This is a genomic window from Streptomyces sedi (assembly GCF_006335015.1).
In the GTDB taxonomy this organism is placed as follows: domain Bacteria; phylum Actinomycetota; class Actinomycetes; order Streptomycetales; family Streptomycetaceae; genus Streptomyces; species Streptomyces sedi.
Genome location: NZ_VDGT01000003.1, coordinates 345,061 through 359,780 on the forward strand (window position 1 = coordinate 345,061; position 14,720 = coordinate 359,780).

Genomic DNA, 14,720 nt, shown 5'->3' on the forward strand with positions numbered 1-14,720 from the left:
CCCCGAGTGCACATCCTGGCGCCAGATGGGGGACAGTAGAGGTGAGTCAGGGCACCTCGAAGAAGAGGCACTACGTCGGTGAGGGATGACGTGAGCGAAAACCGCAACGCAGACAATGCAGTAGTAGTGCGGCACGGCGACGGGGAGTACACCTATCCCCTCGTCGAGAGCACGGTCGGGGACCGCGGCTTCGATATCGGCAAGCTCCGTGCCCAGACCGGTCTGGTGACCCTGGACTCCGGCTTCGGCAACACGGCGGCCTGCGAGTCGGCGGTCACCTATCTGGACGGTGAGCGCGGCATCCTGCGCTACCGGGGCTACCCGATCGAGCAGCTCGCCGAGCACGGCACTTTTCTGGAGACGGCCTATCTGCTGATCAACGGCGAGCTTCCGACCGTTGACGAGCTGGCCGGCTTCCGCGACGAGATCACCCAGCACACGCTGCTGCACGAGGACGTCAAGCGCTTCTACGACGGCTTCCCCCGGGACGCGCACCCGATGGCGATGCTCTCCTCCGTGGTGAGTGCCCTGTCGACGTTCTACCAGGACAGCCACAACCCGTTCGACGAGCGGCAGCGCCACATCTCGACCATCCGGCTGCTCGCCAAGCTGCCGACGATCGCCGCCTACGCCTTCAAGAAGGCGGCCGGCCACCCGGTGGTCTACCCGCGCAACGACCTCGGCTACGTGGAGAACTTCCTGCGGATGACCTTCTCGGTGCCCGCCGAGGAGTACGCCCTCGACCCGGTCGTGGTCAACGCGCTGGACAAGCTGCTCATCCTGCACGCCGACCACGAGCAGAACTGCTCCGCCTCCACGGTCCGGATGGTCGGCTCCTCGCAGGCGAACCTGTTCGTCTCGATCTCCGCCGGCATCAACGCCCTGTGGGGCCCGCTGCACGGCGGCGCCAACGCGGCGGTGCTGGAGATGCTGGAGAGCATCCAGGCCCAGGGCGGTGACGTCGACTCCTTCATCACCAAGGTCAAGAACAAGGAGCAGGGCGTCCGCCTGATGGGCTTCGGGCACCGGGTGTACAAGAGCTTCGACCCGCGCGCGAAGATCATCAAGACCGCGGCGCACGACGTGCTCTCCGCGCTGGGCAAGTCCGACGAGCTGCTGGACATCGCCCTGCGGCTGGAGGAGCGGGCGTTGAGCGACGACTACTTCGTCTCGCGCAACCTGTACCCGAACGTCGACTTCTACACCGGTCTGATCTACCGCGCCATGGGCTTCCCGACCAGCATGTTCACCGTGCTGTTCGCCCTCGGCCGGCTGCCCGGCTGGATCGCCCAGTGGCACGAGATGATCAACGACCCGAGCACCAGGATCGGCCGCCCGCGGCAGATCTACACCGGTGTCGCTGAGCGTTCCTACCTCCCGGTCGAGCAGCGCTGAAGCATGTGACGCAGGTCACACCACAAGGTGTGCAACCTTTGAGGGAGCTGTGGGTCTAACCGGTCAGAGTTGGCGCGGATTCGGCTGGATCCACGCCAGCGGTCGTCCGGCCGGGGTCCCGTGGGGGGACGCTCTGAGCGGACGGCAGGAAGCGCCCCGTGCCGGGCCCTGTGGGGGGACCCGCCTGCGGGGCGTTTCCCAAATCTCTCCACCACGCCCCGGTCGCCCTCGGCGGCCGGGGCGTCGTGCGTCCGAAATCGGTCCACGGCGCCCGGGGATCTTCCCCTAGGGGTGCTCCCCCAGCCGACCCTTCCCCGACTAAAGGCGGACCCCGCGCCTCCTCCCTGATCGACTTTCGGCGCTACTCCCGGCCCCGGCGACATGCCAGTTTTGGCTGACGGGTTGGCCCGGGTGGACGGTCCCGCCCGCGGAGTCGAGTGGACGGGGAGTCGGGGCGAAGATGGACGGCGCGCTGTGGATGTATGTTCTGCTGGCACTGACGACCGCCCCGCCGCTCGTTCCCAACGCCGCGCTGATCGCCTCGGCCGGAATGCTCGCCCAGTCCGGCGAGCTCGACCTCTGGCTGGTCCTCGCCGCCGTCGCCGGCGGCGCCCTCGCCGGTGACGCCCTGGTCTACGGCCTCGGCCGGCTGGCCGGGCCCCGCGTCCGCGGCTGGCTCCAGCGCAGGCCGGCGCGCCGCTCCGCGCTGGAGTGGATGGCCGAACGCCTCGCGCGGCACGGGGTGCCGTTCGTGATCGGGATGCGGTTCCTGCCCAGCGGCCGGCTGGTCGGGGGGCTGACCGCGGCCGTCGTCGGCTTCCCGTTCCGCCGCTTCCTGCTGGGCTCGGCCGTCGCCGAGATCGTCTGGGCCTCCTACAGCGTCGGCCTCGGCTACTGGGGCGGCGCCGCGTTCGACGGGGCCTGGGCCGGGCTCCTGGTGGGCACCGTGCTCTCCCTGCTGGTCGCCGGCGTCGCCCAGCTCGTCGGCGGACGCGCCGGCGCGAGGGCCGGGCGCGCCCCGCTCGAACACGCCCCCTGACGGCGCGTTACCCACCCGCGACCTGGGCACATGTTCCGGTGGTGCATTCTTGTTCGAGCCCGCCGCCCCGCGTGAAGGGACCCCCATGCCCGTATCCCCCTCGCCGTCAGGACCCCTCGGAGTCGCCGTTCTCGGGGCCGGAAAGATGGGCGCCGACCATGTGCGCCGCGTCGACCGCCTGATCGGCGGCGCCCGCGTCGCCGCCGTCGCCGACCCCCACCCGGAGCGCGTCGCCTCCGTCGCCGAGGAGATCGAGGGCTGCGCCGCCGTCACCGACCCGCTCGCCGCGCTCGACGCCGAAGGCGTCGACGCCGTGCTGATCGCCTCGCCCGGCCCGGCCCACGAGGAGGCGCTGCTCGCCGCCCTCGACCGGGGCCTGCCGATCTTCTGCGAGAAGCCGCTCGTCCCCGAGCCCGAGGCCGCGCTCCGGGTCGTCGAGGCCGAGGCCAAGGGCGGCCGACCGCTCATATCCGTCGGCTTCATGCGCCGCTTCGACGCCGAACACCAGCGGCTGAAGGCCCTGTTGGACGCCGACGAGCTGGGCGTGCCCCGCCTCCTGCACTGCCGCCACCGCAACCTCGCCGTCCACCCCTACTTCACCGAGGCGATGCTGATCACGGACTCGGTCGCCCACGAGATCGACTCCGCCCGCTGGCTCCTCGGCCAGGAGATCACCGCCGTCCAGGTCCACCGCCCCACCGCCGCGCTGCCCGACCACACCGGGCTCCACGACCCGCAGCTCGTCGTCTTCGAGACGGACGGCGGGGTCGTCGTCGACGTCGAGATCCTCGCCAACGGCGGCTTCGGCTACCAGGTCCAGACCGAGGCCGTCTGCGCCCGCGGCACCGCCCGCATCGGCGAGGACCACGGCCTGATGACCAACACGGCCGGCCGCTGGGGCGGCGAGATCGCCCAGGACTACCTCACCCGCTTCGCCGACGCCTACGACCGGGAACTCCGCGCCTGGGTCGACGCCGTCCGCCACGGCACCACCGTCGGCGCCACCAGCTGGGACGGCTACGCCGTCGCCGCCGTCTCCGCCGCCGGCGTCGAGGCCCAGCGCACCGGCCGCCGCGTCCCCGTCGCACTCGCCCCGCGCCCCGCCCGTCCATGAACACCGTGTGACCCCCGATGCCAATCCCATGGCATCCCCCACTCGCCCCTTGAACCCCACCCGGGCACCCGGCACGCTCGTACCAGCAGCACCCCGGCCGTGTACCCGAGTGGTTCAGGGACTCGCCTGCAAAGCGAGTTACGCGGGTTCGATTCCCGCCACGGCCTCCCCGCGCGCCATCGTGACGATCAGCCCGGTGCCTCCCACCGGGCGAGGTCGCTGACGAAGTCGTCGTAGGAACGATTGAACCCCACCGGCTTGACGAGTAGGCCCTCGGTCAGTGCCCGGGACAGAACCTCGGGACCGTCGCTCTCCCGGAAGACGGGATTACGCAGAACGGACATGAGGTCCTCCTTCGGTGTTCTTCGACGCCCCGTGTCACGTTCCCGGTACTGCGCCGGTATCTTCCAGGAGGCGCGGTAGTGGGGGAAAGCGTCTGGGAACAGAAGAAGCCACGCCTCCGCCTCGGCCGCAGCCAGGGCGTAAACCGATGCGATGCCCTCGCTCTCTCGGTCGAGAGCCGCCGATACCTCCCGGCGGGCAGAGTCGTAGGCGGGGCCGACGCACTCGTCCATGTCCTCGTGGATGACAATGCCGGCGAGAGTTCCAGCCTTGTGCTTCGCCTTTCCACGTGCCTTCTTGACGAGTGTGCCTGCGGCCTCGGAAAGCGCGGCGCCCGACTTCTTGCGCAGCCGGACCTGGTCGGTGATCTCCACGAAGGTGACCGAGGACGCCAGTCGGGGATGCGCGGCTCTGATGAGCGTGGCCAGTATCCGTCGGTCGTTTCCGCTCTCTCCGGCGAGGACGACGATGGCCTTGGGCTTCGAGACCCTCGTTCTGCGCGCCGGACTCACAGCTCGTCCTCCGTGAGATCCCCGCCCAGCACTCCTGAGAACCACAGCTCTCCGAGGGGTTGGTCCCCGGTCTCCGCGACGATTTCCGTGACCTCTTCGGTCGTCAACGCCGGGATGTCCGACGCGCCGTTCTCGTCCCGGTCACAGACGACGAACTCATCAGGCACCAGTCGGTCGACGAGTGCCGGGGAATGGGTGGCCACGATGAGCTGTGTGCGTTCCGACGCCTCACGAAGGCGTTCCACGATGAGTTCCAGGGCCTGTGGATGCAGACCGTGGTCGATCTCCTCGACGCAGGTGAGCGCCGGTGGGTGCGGGTCGTGGAGCATGGCGAGCAACCCGAGCAGCCGCACGGTGCCGAAGGAGGCGTCCGCGAGTGGCGTGGTGCGGCGAAGCCCCCGCTCGTGCAGTACGACTGCCAACCGCTCGACATCACCGCCGACCTGCTCGAACTCGATGCTCTCCAACTGGGGAAGAATGCGTCTGGCGTCATTCGTGAGGGCGCTCCAGCATCCCTCGTCCGCGCTCAGCGACACCAGAAAAGCCGCCAGGTTCCTCGCCTTCGCGTCGAGGCGTCCCGCGCCGACACCTCGGGGGCGAGTCGGCAGCCGGGCGGCGTCGACGTCCACCTCGAACACCCGGAAGGAAGAGAGCCGATCCGCGACCCTGGTCACCTCCTCGCCGCCGTCCGACCTTCCCAGTCGGGGGAGTGTGGAGAGCCCACTGCTGAGTCGTTGGATTCCGAAGCTGCTGTCTGTGTCTTTCCCGGCATTCCCGCTGGCGACCCGTGCCTCCTCGCCGGAGATGGTGATGCGTCGCCCCCGGCCCCGCTTCCGCTTGAACTGGAAACTCTCCTGGCGCGATAGCGAGTAACCCTCGCTCCGGTTCGGGGACGCGCGCCGCCGAATGGTCAACGAGTACTCGTCGGGGGCTCCTGCGCTTGCGTGCGTGGTCCAGTTGGCCTTCAGCCGGATCGCCATGGAAGTGGGGGGTTTTTCCCCGCCCCAGAAGGCGACTTCGTCGAACCCTCCGCGTTCTTCCAGAGCAGGCTGGAGATCGGTGCGAATGATGGCGGCGAGAAAGTCGAAAACTTTCAGGACATTGGACTTGCCCACACCGTTGGGCCCTACCAGTACGGTCAGAGGCCGCAGCGGAATGGTGACGTTCCGCAGGCTGCGGAAGTTCTCGACGTGGAGTTCCATCAGTCGGCCAGGCATGGGATGAACCTATCGGACGGGCGATCGGGGGGAGAAGTGGCTCACGGTCACCTGCCCACCCCCGCCACCCCTGGACACATCTCCGCGTTCACCGGGAAACCTCCCCGGTGGGTGTGGCGTGCGACCATGCCCGGACAGTGTCGCGCACGACCAAGGAGGCAGCCGTGATGTCCGGAAACGAGGCTGGGACGACCGAGCGCTTCATCACCGTCTCACTGGAGAAGCGGGGCGTCAGCTGTACCGCGAAGCTGCTCGCCGACCGCGCTCCGATCACCTGCGACGCGGTGTGGAACGCCCTGCCGCTGGGCGGGGACGTCTACCACGCCAAGTACGCGCGCAACGAGATCTACGCGCTGGTCCCGCCGTTCGCGCCCCAGGAACCGCCGCTGGAGAACCCGACCATCACCCCCATCCCCGGCGACCTGTGCTACTTCACCTTCACCGACACGCAGTTGGGCACCAGCTCCTACGGTTACGAGAACGACGCCAAGCACCAGGGCCGGACCACCGTCGTCGACCTCGCGCTCTTCTACGAGCGCAACAACCTGCTGATCAACGGCGACGCCGGCTGGGTGCCCGGCATCGTCTGGGGCAGCGTCGTCGACGGGCTGGACCGGATGGCCGACGCCTGCCAGGACCTGTGGCGCGCGGGCGCGCTGGGGGAGAGCCTCACCTTCCGCCGCGCGTAGGCGGCGTCGTCGGCGGCGCCGGCGGCGGCGCCGGCTCCGGCACCCCGGCGATCCCCGCCACCTCAAGGGCGTGGGCGGCCCGCAGCACCGCCGCGTCGCCGTGCCGCGGCCCCACCAGCTGAAGACCGATCGGCAGCCCCGCCGCGTCCCGCCCGCAGGGCAGTGAGGCGGCGGGCTGCTGCGTCAGGTTGAACGGATAGGTGAACGGCGTCCACTCCGTCCACCGCCGCTGCCCGGACCCCTCGGGCACCTCCACGCCCTTGGCGAACGCGGTGATCGGCAGCGTCGGCGTGACCAGCAGGTCGTACCGCTCGTGGAAGCCCCCCATCGCGCGCCCCAGCGCCATCCGCACGTCCACGGCGGCCAGGTAGTCCAACGCGCTGTACCGCGCGCCCCGCTCCCGGATCTCCGCCAACCCCGGGTCCAGCGCCGCCACCTGACGCTCGTCGAAGAACTCGGTGACGCGCGCGGCCCCGCTGAACCACAGCACGTGGAACGCCTCGCGCAGCTCGTCCAGCGACGGCAGCGGCGGATCGACCTCGTCGACCTCCGCGCCCAACTCGCCGAGCCGCGCGACCGCCCGCTCCACCGCGGCGGCGACCTCCGGCGCGACCACCACCTCGCGCAGCCGGGGCGAGTAGGCGACCCGCAGGCCCCGCACCCGTTCCGCGCCGCCCACCAGCGCGTTCGCGAAACTGCCGGTGGCTGGCGCCAGTTGGGACCAGTCCCTGGCGTCCGGGCCGCTGATCACGTCCAGCAGCAGGGCGGCGTCCCGCGCGTCCCTGGTCATCGGCCCGACATGGGCCAGCGTGCCGAACGCGCTCGCCGGGTACAGCGGCACCCGCCCGTAGGTCGGCTTGAGCGCGAAGATCCCGCAGAACGCCGCCGGGATGCGCACCGAGCCCCCGCCGTCCGTGCCCAGGCTGAGCGGCCCGGCACCCAGTGCCACGGCGGCGGCCGAGCCGCCGCTGGAGCCGCCCGCGGTGCGCTCGGGGGCGTACGGGTTGCCCGTCGCGCCGTGCAGCGGCGAGTCGGTGACCCCCTTCCAGCCGAACTCGGGCGTGGTCGTCTTCCCCACCAGCACCGCGCCCGCCTCCCGCAGCCGCGCCACCGAGGGCGCGTCCTCCTCCCACCGCTCCCCGGCCGGCACGGCGGCCGAGCCGCGGCGCGTCGGATGGCCGCGCTGCAGCAGGATGTCCTTCACGGTCGCCGGCACCCCGTCCACCGGGCTCAGCGGTTCTCGCCGCCGCCACCGTTCCGTCGCCGCCCGCGCCTGCTCGGCCGCGCCCTCGTGGTCGATCAGCGTGAACGCGTTCACCGTCGACCGCGCCAGCTCCGCGCGCTCCAGCACGGCGGCGGTCGCCTCCGTGGGCGACGCCTCGCCCGCCGCGAACACCGCCGCCAGCTCGGCGGCGGTCAACGTGGCCAGATCCGTCATGTTTCCTCCCCGGGGACGTAACCCAGTCGCTTGTCGACGACGTTGAGCAGCGGCCGGCCCGCGTGCCAGCGGTCGAAGTTGTCCAGAAACTGATGGGCCAGATCGTCGCGCCAGCCGAAGGTGTCGCCGCTCATGTGCGGCGAGAGCATCAGGTTCGGCACGTCCCACAGCGGGCTGTCCCCGGCCGGCGGCTCCTCCGGCAGCACGTCCAGCGCCGCGCCGGCGATGCGGCCGGCCCGCAGCGCCTCGGCCAGGTCGTCGACGACCACGTGGGCGCCCCGGCCGATGTTGATCAGCCGGGCGGTCGGCCGCATCAGCGCCAGGGTCGCCGCGTCGAACATTCCGGTGGTCTGCGGGGTGAGTGGCGCGGCGCAGATCACCCAGTCCGCCTCGGGAAGCAGTTCGGGGAGTGAGCCGGCGGCGTGCACGCGCCCGAAGGCCGGATCCCGCTCCCTGGCGCGCCGGCCGACCAACTCGACGGTCACGCCCAGGGTTTGGAGCAGCGCCCCGATCCGCCGTCCGATCGGGCCCGTGCCGACCACCACGGCGTTGCTGCCGTAGACCTTTGCCGTCTCCCGGTGAACCCAGCGGCGCTGGTCCTGCGCGGCCCAGGTTCCCCGAAAATCCTTTGCCAGAGCCAACACCAAACCGGCGACATATTCGGCGATCGGGCGATCGAAGACGCCACGGGCGTTCGTGATCACGGTGTCGGATTCCAGCAGTTCGGGAAAGAGCAGCCGGTCGACTCCGGCGCTTGCCGTGTGTACCCAGGTCGGGCGCGGACCCGGCCCCGGCCAGGCGTGTCGAACGGCGTCGGACAGGAAGTCCCAGACGAGTAGGACATCCGCGTCGGGCAGCCGTGTGGCCAGCGAGTTCGCGTCGCTGATCAGCACCTCGGCACGGCCTTCGAGCCGGTCGAGGCGGGGTGGTGGGTCGTCGTCGAGAACCAGGACACGAGGTGCGGTCATGAGGGAGAAACCGTTCCGAAACGAATGGCTGTTTGATTGGCATGGCGAGGATTGACCACGCTAGGAACCGGAACTACCTTCGTCAACGAAGGCATCTGCGAAAGCCAGTATCCCGGCCGGGGTTTCCCCCTCCCCCAAGCCGCCCCTCCGTTGTGAATCGGGGTCCCGACATGGATGTCTCCTTTTTGGGCGGGCCGCAACCGCAGCGCGGTGTCGGAGTCGTCGCACCCTTTGATTTCGCTCTCGACCGCGAGCTGTGGCGTTGGGTCCCCGACGACGTCTCGCTCCATCTCACCCGCACCCCGTTCGTCCCCGTCGAGGTCAGCCTCGACCTGGCCCGGCTGGTCAGCGAGCACGAGACGCTCCGCGAGGCGGTGCGCGCGCTGATCGCCGTCAGTCCCGAGGCGGTGACCTACGCCTGCACGTCGGGCAGCTTCGTCGGCGGCCTGGCCGGGGAGCGCGCGATGGCGGAGGCCATGACCCAGGCGGGCGAGGTCCCGGCGTGCACGACCTCGGGCGCGCTGCTGAGCGCGCTGCGCGAGCTGGGCGCGGAGCGTGTCGCCGTGATCACGCCGTACACGAAGTCGGTCACCGACTCCCTGGAGGACTATCTGCGGGAGGCCGGGATCCGGGTCTGCGGGCGCAGCTACCTCGGTCTGACCAGGGAGATCTGGCGGGTCGGGTACCGCGACGTGGTGGACATGGCGCGCGAGGCGGTGCACGAGGCGCCGGACGCGCTCTTCATCAGCTGTACCAACCTGCCCACCTACGACGTGATCCCGCAGCTGGAGGCCGAGCTGCGGATGCCGGTGATCTCGGCCAACCAGGTGACCATGTGGGCGGCCCTGCGGCAGCTCGGCAAGGACGCGGTCGGCCCCTACCAGGCGCTGCTGGACCCGGCGGCGCGGCGCGGCCCCGCCTCGATGGCGCCGCTGCCGCCCGTCGCGGACGGCGCGCTGCCCGGCACGGCGCTGCCCGAGCCGGCGCTGGCCGAGGCGGTGGAGCCGCCGCAGGGTTACCAGGAGGGTTTCCCCGATCCGTTCGGCGACGCGCTGCCGGACGTCTTCCCCGACGACGAGAGGTGAGGTGACGGATGGTCGCGAAGGTTGGCTTCCTGTACCCGGGGTACTCGGCCGAGGACGACTTCCCCCGGCTGGAGGCCATGCTGAACGAGGCGGGCGCCGACGTGAGGCTGCCGCTGGTCCACACCGACATCGGCATCGACGCGCACCGGGTCGACGCGCTTCTTGAGATGGGGTCCGTCGACCGACTGACCGCGGTGCTGGACGAGTTGACGGCCGGGCAGGGCGTCCAGGCGGTGGTGTGGGCCTGCACGTCGGCCAGCTTCGTCTTCGGCCACGAGGGCGCCAGGGAGCAGGTGCGCCGGCTCTCGGCCGCGGCCGGGCTGCCCGCCTCCTCGACCTCCTTCGCCTTCGCCCGCGCGGTGGCCGCGCTGGGCGTGCGGCGGGTGGCGGTGGCGGCCACCTACCCGGAGGACGTGGCCGGGCTCTTCGCCGACTTTCTGAAGGCCGCCGACATCGAGGTGGTCGCGACGCGCGGCAGCGGCATCATCACGGCGGCCGAGGTCGGCACGTGGGGGCGCGAGGAGGTGCTGCGGCTCGCGCGCGCCGGGGACGACCCGGACGCCGAGGCGGTGCTGCTGCCGGACACCGCGCTGCACTCGGCGGCCTGGGTGGCCGAGCTGGAGTCCGCGTTGGGCAAGCCGGTGCTGACCGCGAACCAGGTCACGGCCTGGGAGGGCCTCCGGCTCCTCGGCCAGCGGGCGGTCTGCCCGTCCCTGGGCACGCTGTTCGCCGCGCGAGGCTGACCGGTTGTCGGGTGCGACCCGGCGGCTGGTCGCCCGCGCCGTCCCCCGCGCCCCTCGCGGGGGGTGACGTGCGGCCATGTGCCGGTGGCCAGGGGCTGGTCGCCGGCACCGGTTCTCACACCGCTTCGCGGTACCGCTTGCCGGCCGTGCGGAAGGCGTGGATGGCCTGACCGTGCTCCTGCGCGCCCCGGACCGCCTCCTCCCAACTCAGTGCGCGTAGACGCTCGTTGCCGGCCCCGAAAAGCGGCCCCTTGGTGCGGTCGGCGATCAGTGGCGCGATCAGTGCGAGGGAGCGGGCGCCGAGCGGGACCGGTTCCGCCGTCCCGACTCCCCCCGCCGTTCCCGCCGGCCTGGACGTTCCCGTTCTGACGATCCGGCCGCCGGCGAGGTCGACCTCGCGCACGTCGAGCGAGAGCAGGTCGAGCACGCGGATGTCCGTCTCCCACAGCAGCTGCCAGAGCGCGCGGTGCAGCACGGGGATGGACTCGTCCGCGAGCAGGACGTCGCATCTCTCCGGGGTGATGCTTTCGGCCGTGATCTTCATGGATGGGCAGTATTCCGCCCCCGTGCGGCCCCGTACAGGGGTTGGGGGTGGCGTACTCCCGCCCTGGGCTGGCGTACTCCCGCCCTGACGCGCGCCCGGCGCCGGCGGGCGCTCAGCGTCCCGCCAGCATCGCCGCCAGGTGCTCCGGTGGCAGCGGCCTGGCGTAGTGCCAGCCCTGGCCCGTGTCGCAGCCGATGCGCCGCAGCCGTTCCGCCTGGGCCGGGCCCTCGACGCATTCGGCGGTCACCGTGAGGCCCAGTTTGTGGGCGAGCTGGACCAGTGAGGTCACGATGGTCTCGTCGGCCGGATTGAGATGGCGCGCGGTGCGGAAGCCGCGTACGAACGTGCCGTCCAACTTCAGCGCGCGCACCGGGAGCCGGCTGAGATAGGCCAGGTTGGAGTAGCCGGTGCCGAAGTCGTCAATGGCGATCCGCACACCCATGTCGGAGAGCGCCTGGAGGGCCTGGAGCGGGCGCCCGGCGGAGCCCATCACGTCGGACTCGGTCAGCTCCAGCTGGAGCAGCCCGGAGGGCAGCCCCGACTCGCGGAGCGCGCAGGCCACGTCGTTGACCAGGTCGGAGTCCCAGACCTGGCGGACGGCCACGTTGACGGAGACGAAGAGCGGCGGTCCCGGGTGCTCCAGCTGCCAGCGGCGGGCCTGGCGGCAGGCCTCGTGGAGCACCCAGCGGCCGAGCGGGACGATCGCGCCGTTCTCCTCGGCCAGGCCGATGAAGCGGTCGGGGCTCAGCGTGCCGAACTGCGGATGCCGCCAGCGCACCAGCGCCTCGGCGCCGCGCACGATGTCGTCCGCGAGCCCCACGATCGGCTGGTACTCCAGCAGGAACTCCCCGCGCTCCACCGCGTGACGCAGGGTGGAGGAGAGCGACTGGCGCGTCATCCGGTGGGCGTTGCGCTCGGGGTCGAAGAGCGTCCAACGGGCCTTGCCGTCGGCCTTCGCCCAGTACAGCGTGGTGTCGGCGGCCTGCATCAGGTCGGTGGGGGTCGTGCTGGCGCACTCCCGCTCCACGACGCCGATGCTGGCCGAGACCGCCAGCCGCTGGCCGGCCAGGTCGAAGGGGTGCTGGAGCGCGGCCAGCATCGCGCTGGCCAGCACGGTCAGCTGTTCGGTGCTGGTCGAGCTCTCCACCAGCACCGCGAACTCGTCCCCGCCGAGCCGGGCCACCAGATGCCCGCCGGCTCCGCTGGCGCACTCGGTCAGCCGTTTGGCCGCCGCGCTCAGCAGCTTGTCGCCGACCCGGTGGCCCAGGGTGTCGTTGACGGCCTTGAAGCCGTCAAGACCCAGGTAGCACAGGCCGATCCGGCCGGTGGCCGAGTCGGCGAGGGCATGGGTGAGCCGTTCGAAGAAGAGCGTGCGGTTGGGCAGCCGGGTGACCGGGTCGTGCATCTCGATGTGGCGCAGGCGCTCCTTCAGCTCTCGGCGCTCGCTGATGTCGGCCACCGTCAGCAGGGCGACGGTCTGCCCCCCGCCCGTGGGGGTCACGGTGATGTCGGCCCAGAGCGTGTGGCCGTCGGTGTGCTTGAGCCGGCGGGTGCAGCGCAGCAGCTCGCGGTGGCCGGCGAGGACCGCGCGGTAGGAGCCCTGGGTGCGGTCGTCGATGCCGATGCCGGCGAGCGTGTCCGCCGAACGCCCCGCCAGCTCCTCGGGCCTGAGGCCCAGCAGCGCGCCGAGCGCGGGGTTGGCGGAGATGATCTGCCCTGATCTGCCGAGGAGCGCCATCGGCAGCGCGGCGATGCGAAAGACCGCCTGATAATCCCGGTGAGCCTCACTCTCCGTGATGGTGTGGGGAGTCGCGGCGAGGCCGCCTCCGGGGGTCTGGCCCGGTCCTTTGGGGGGTCCGTTCACCGCTTGCTCCGGAAGGGGATGGGGCTCCCGCGGACGTGCCTTCGGGCACTCCCCGGCTGCCCGCATGGCGTATCCGCGCTGGAAATGTGCCGATCATAGAGGTTCGGGAGTGGGCTGAGCCAGTGCCCGACGGGCCTGTCTCGATTCCCAGAAAGTGTCTCCCCGACAAGTTTTCGACCAGTTGATCGTTTCTGCTCGACGGCTTTCTTTCAACGACCATTCGGGACTGTCGTTCACGTGGAGTAATCGAAACTCCGTTACCTGACCGGGCTAGCGAAACAGGGCGAACCGCTCCAAAAACAAACAAGGTGGACTCGGCGTACCACAACGGCACGACGGGAGGTCGCAGTGCGCCGTGACCATCGCCGCCCAGCGGCCGTCCTGACCGCGCTCGCCGCCCTTCTGGCCACCACGATGACCGCCGCCCCCGGCACCGGCGCCCTCGCCGACGAGCCGTGCGGCCTGCCGCGTTCGGCCGCCGTCCACCACTCGCTCGGGCTGGACAGCTGGAACGACGACTACCCGCGCCCGGTGGGCACCGTCCGCGCCGTGATGCTCTTCCTCTCCTTCCCCGACGCCGAGCCCCGACTGAGCCCCGGGCGCATCGCCGAGGACTACTTCCCGGCCACGACGGAGTACTTCGACCGCTCCTCCTACGGCAGGCTCTCGCTGGAGACCGAGGTCGTGGAGGAGTGGCTGGAGATGCCGGCCGACTCCGTCGACTACGGCATACAGCGCGACTGGCCGGCCGAGCAGCGCGCCGACTACCTCCACGACGCGCTGTCGGTCGTCGCCCCGGCGACCGACCTGGCGGCCTACGACGTGGTCTATCTGGTCGCTGACCCGGACGCGCCCGGAGTCGACTCCGACGCGACAAAGGTGGTCAACTTCAACTCCCCGATCACCGTCGGGGAGGCCGAGATCCGTCGCCTGGTGACCGTCTTCGAACACCGCCGCCCCGACCGCAACGTGTTGGCCCACGAGACCGGCCACGTCTTCGACCTGCCGGACCTCTACAACCGGCCGACCGAGGGCAGCGGCGACTGGGACACCCACGTGGGGGACTGGGACCTGATGGGCAGCCAGTTCGGTCTCGCCCCCGACCTCTTCGGCTGGCACAAGTGGAAGCTGGGCTGGCTCGACCCCGAGCACGTCGCCTGCGTCCGTTCCTCCGGCACCAGCCTGCACACCCTCCAGCCGCTGGGCGCCCCCCTGGACGAGCGCGACCCGGCCGCCGACACCCGGATCGCCGTGGTGCGCACGGGCCCCTCGGAGGCGCTGGTGGCCGAGGCGCGCACGCCGATCGGCAACGACAGGTCGCTGTGCACCCGGGGCGTCCTCCTCTACCGGGTGCGGGGCGACGTGGCCTCCGCCGAGGGCCCGGTGCGGGTGGTGGACGGGCATCCGGAGTCCGACGCCTGCCACGGCACCTCGGTGCACCCCCGGCTGGCCGACGCGCCGCTGGAGACGGGCGAGAGCTATGTCGACGAGGCGTCCGGGGTGCGGATCGAGGTGGGGGAGCGGACGGCGAGCGGCGGCTGGCACATCAGGGTGGACAAGGAGTGAGCCCCGGAACCCCGGCCAGGGGCGAGCAAGGGAGACCATGGGAAAGGCCCCCCGGTCTCTCGACCGGAGGGCCTTCATCAGGTGCGCCGCCAGGGACTCGAACCCCGGACCCGCTGATTAAGAGTCAGCTGCTCTAACCAACTGAGCTAGCGGCGCCTGCTGACGTCGTAGACATTAGCACTCCGAACCGGTGAAGCAAAAATC

Annotated in this window: 13 protein-coding genes and 2 tRNA genes; 8 read left to right on the forward strand and 7 right to left on the reverse strand. The window is 71.0% G+C overall.

The window, feature by feature from the left end; all coding sequences use genetic code 11:
- Window positions 1-90 precede the first annotated feature (90 nt).
- The 4 genes from FH715_RS06235 to FH715_RS06250 all read left to right on the forward strand — a co-directional run bounded on the left by FH715_RS06235 (window position 91) and on the right by FH715_RS06250 (window position 3,715).
- Entirely contained in the window at window positions 91-1,395 is a 1,305-nt protein-coding gene (locus tag FH715_RS06235) for a citrate synthase (RefSeq protein ID WP_139641537.1), read from the forward strand.
- 460 nt (window positions 1,396-1,855) lie between these two features.
- Window positions 1,856-2,434 (forward strand): DedA family protein, encoded by a 579-nt coding sequence (locus FH715_RS06240; RefSeq protein ID WP_139641539.1) that lies wholly within the window; start codon window positions 1,856-1,858, stop codon window positions 2,432-2,434.
- An 85-nt stretch (window positions 2,435-2,519) separates the two neighbouring features.
- Complete coding sequence (locus FH715_RS06245) at window positions 2,520-3,548, forward strand: Gfo/Idh/MocA family oxidoreductase (RefSeq protein WP_139641541.1); 1,029 nt, start codon at window positions 2,520-2,522, stop codon at window positions 3,546-3,548.
- 95 nt (window positions 3,549-3,643) lie between these two features.
- Window positions 3,644-3,715, forward strand: a tRNA-Cys gene (locus FH715_RS06250).
- A gap of 21 nt (window positions 3,716-3,736) precedes the next feature.
- Here FH715_RS06250 and FH715_RS06255 read toward each other — a convergent pair.
- Both FH715_RS06255 and FH715_RS06260 read right to left on the reverse strand, forming a co-directional pair.
- Entirely contained in the window at window positions 3,737-4,402 is a 666-nt protein-coding gene (locus tag FH715_RS06255) for a hypothetical protein (protein WP_246108589.1), read from the reverse strand.
- A complete protein-coding gene (locus FH715_RS06260) occupies window positions 4,399-5,619 on the reverse strand; it encodes an AAA family ATPase (RefSeq protein WP_139641544.1) in 1,221 nt (406 codons plus the stop codon). The genes FH715_RS06255 and FH715_RS06260 overlap by 4 nt, the downstream gene beginning before the upstream one ends.
- A gap of 167 nt (window positions 5,620-5,786) precedes the next feature.
- On the opposite strand from FH715_RS06260, the gene FH715_RS06265 reads away from it, so the two are divergent.
- Window positions 5,787-6,308, forward strand: coding sequence for a DUF3830 family protein (locus FH715_RS06265; protein WP_139641546.1), 522 nt, complete (start codon window positions 5,787-5,789; stop codon window positions 6,306-6,308).
- On the opposite strand, the gene FH715_RS06270 is transcribed toward FH715_RS06265, so the two are convergent.
- Together FH715_RS06270 and FH715_RS06275 are read right to left on the reverse strand one after the other, a co-directional pair.
- Window positions 6,289-7,746, reverse strand: coding sequence for an amidase (locus FH715_RS06270; RefSeq protein WP_139641548.1), 1,458 nt, complete (start codon window positions 7,744-7,746; stop codon window positions 6,289-6,291). The two genes, FH715_RS06265 and FH715_RS06270, sit on opposite strands and share 20 nt — an antisense overlap.
- On the reverse strand, window positions 7,743-8,714 hold the full coding sequence (locus FH715_RS06275) for a D-2-hydroxyacid dehydrogenase (protein WP_139641550.1): 972 nt from the start codon (window positions 8,712-8,714) through the stop codon (window positions 7,743-7,745). Before FH715_RS06275 ends, FH715_RS06270 begins: the two co-directional genes overlap by 4 nt.
- Window positions 8,715-8,884: 170 nt before the next feature.
- On the opposite strand from FH715_RS06275, the gene FH715_RS06280 reads away from it, so the two are divergent.
- Both FH715_RS06280 and FH715_RS06285 read left to right on the forward strand, forming a co-directional pair.
- Window positions 8,885-9,799, forward strand: coding sequence for a maleate cis-trans isomerase family protein (locus tag FH715_RS06280; RefSeq protein ID WP_139641552.1), 915 nt, complete (start codon window positions 8,885-8,887; stop codon window positions 9,797-9,799).
- Window positions 9,800-9,807: 8 nt separating this feature from the next.
- Window positions 9,808-10,542, forward strand: coding sequence for a maleate cis-trans isomerase family protein (locus FH715_RS06285; RefSeq protein ID WP_139641554.1), 735 nt, complete (start codon window positions 9,808-9,810; stop codon window positions 10,540-10,542).
- Window positions 10,543-10,657: 115 nt separating this feature from the next.
- Here the strand turns inward: FH715_RS06285 and FH715_RS06290 are convergent, their stop codons facing one another.
- Together FH715_RS06290 and FH715_RS06295 are read right to left on the reverse strand one after the other, a co-directional pair.
- Window positions 10,658-11,086 carry a site-specific integrase gene (locus FH715_RS06290; RefSeq protein WP_139641556.1) on the reverse strand — a complete coding sequence of 143 codons (429 nt, stop codon included), beginning with the start codon at window positions 11,084-11,086 and terminating at the stop codon, window positions 10,658-10,660.
- 112 nt (window positions 11,087-11,198) lie between these two features.
- Complete coding sequence (locus FH715_RS06295) at window positions 11,199-13,016, reverse strand: putative bifunctional diguanylate cyclase/phosphodiesterase (protein ID WP_139641558.1); 1,818 nt, start codon at window positions 13,014-13,016, stop codon at window positions 11,199-11,201.
- 282 nt (window positions 13,017-13,298) lie between these two features.
- Here FH715_RS06295 and FH715_RS06300 point away from each other — a divergent pair, with 282 nt between their 5' ends.
- Entirely contained in the window at window positions 13,299-14,516 is a 1,218-nt protein-coding gene (locus FH715_RS06300) for a M6 family metalloprotease domain-containing protein (protein WP_246108590.1), read from the forward strand.
- 82 nt (window positions 14,517-14,598) lie between these two features.
- On the opposite strand, the gene FH715_RS06305 is transcribed toward FH715_RS06300, so the two are convergent.
- Window positions 14,599-14,672 (reverse strand) — tRNA-Lys (locus FH715_RS06305).
- Window positions 14,673-14,720 lie beyond the last annotated feature (48 nt).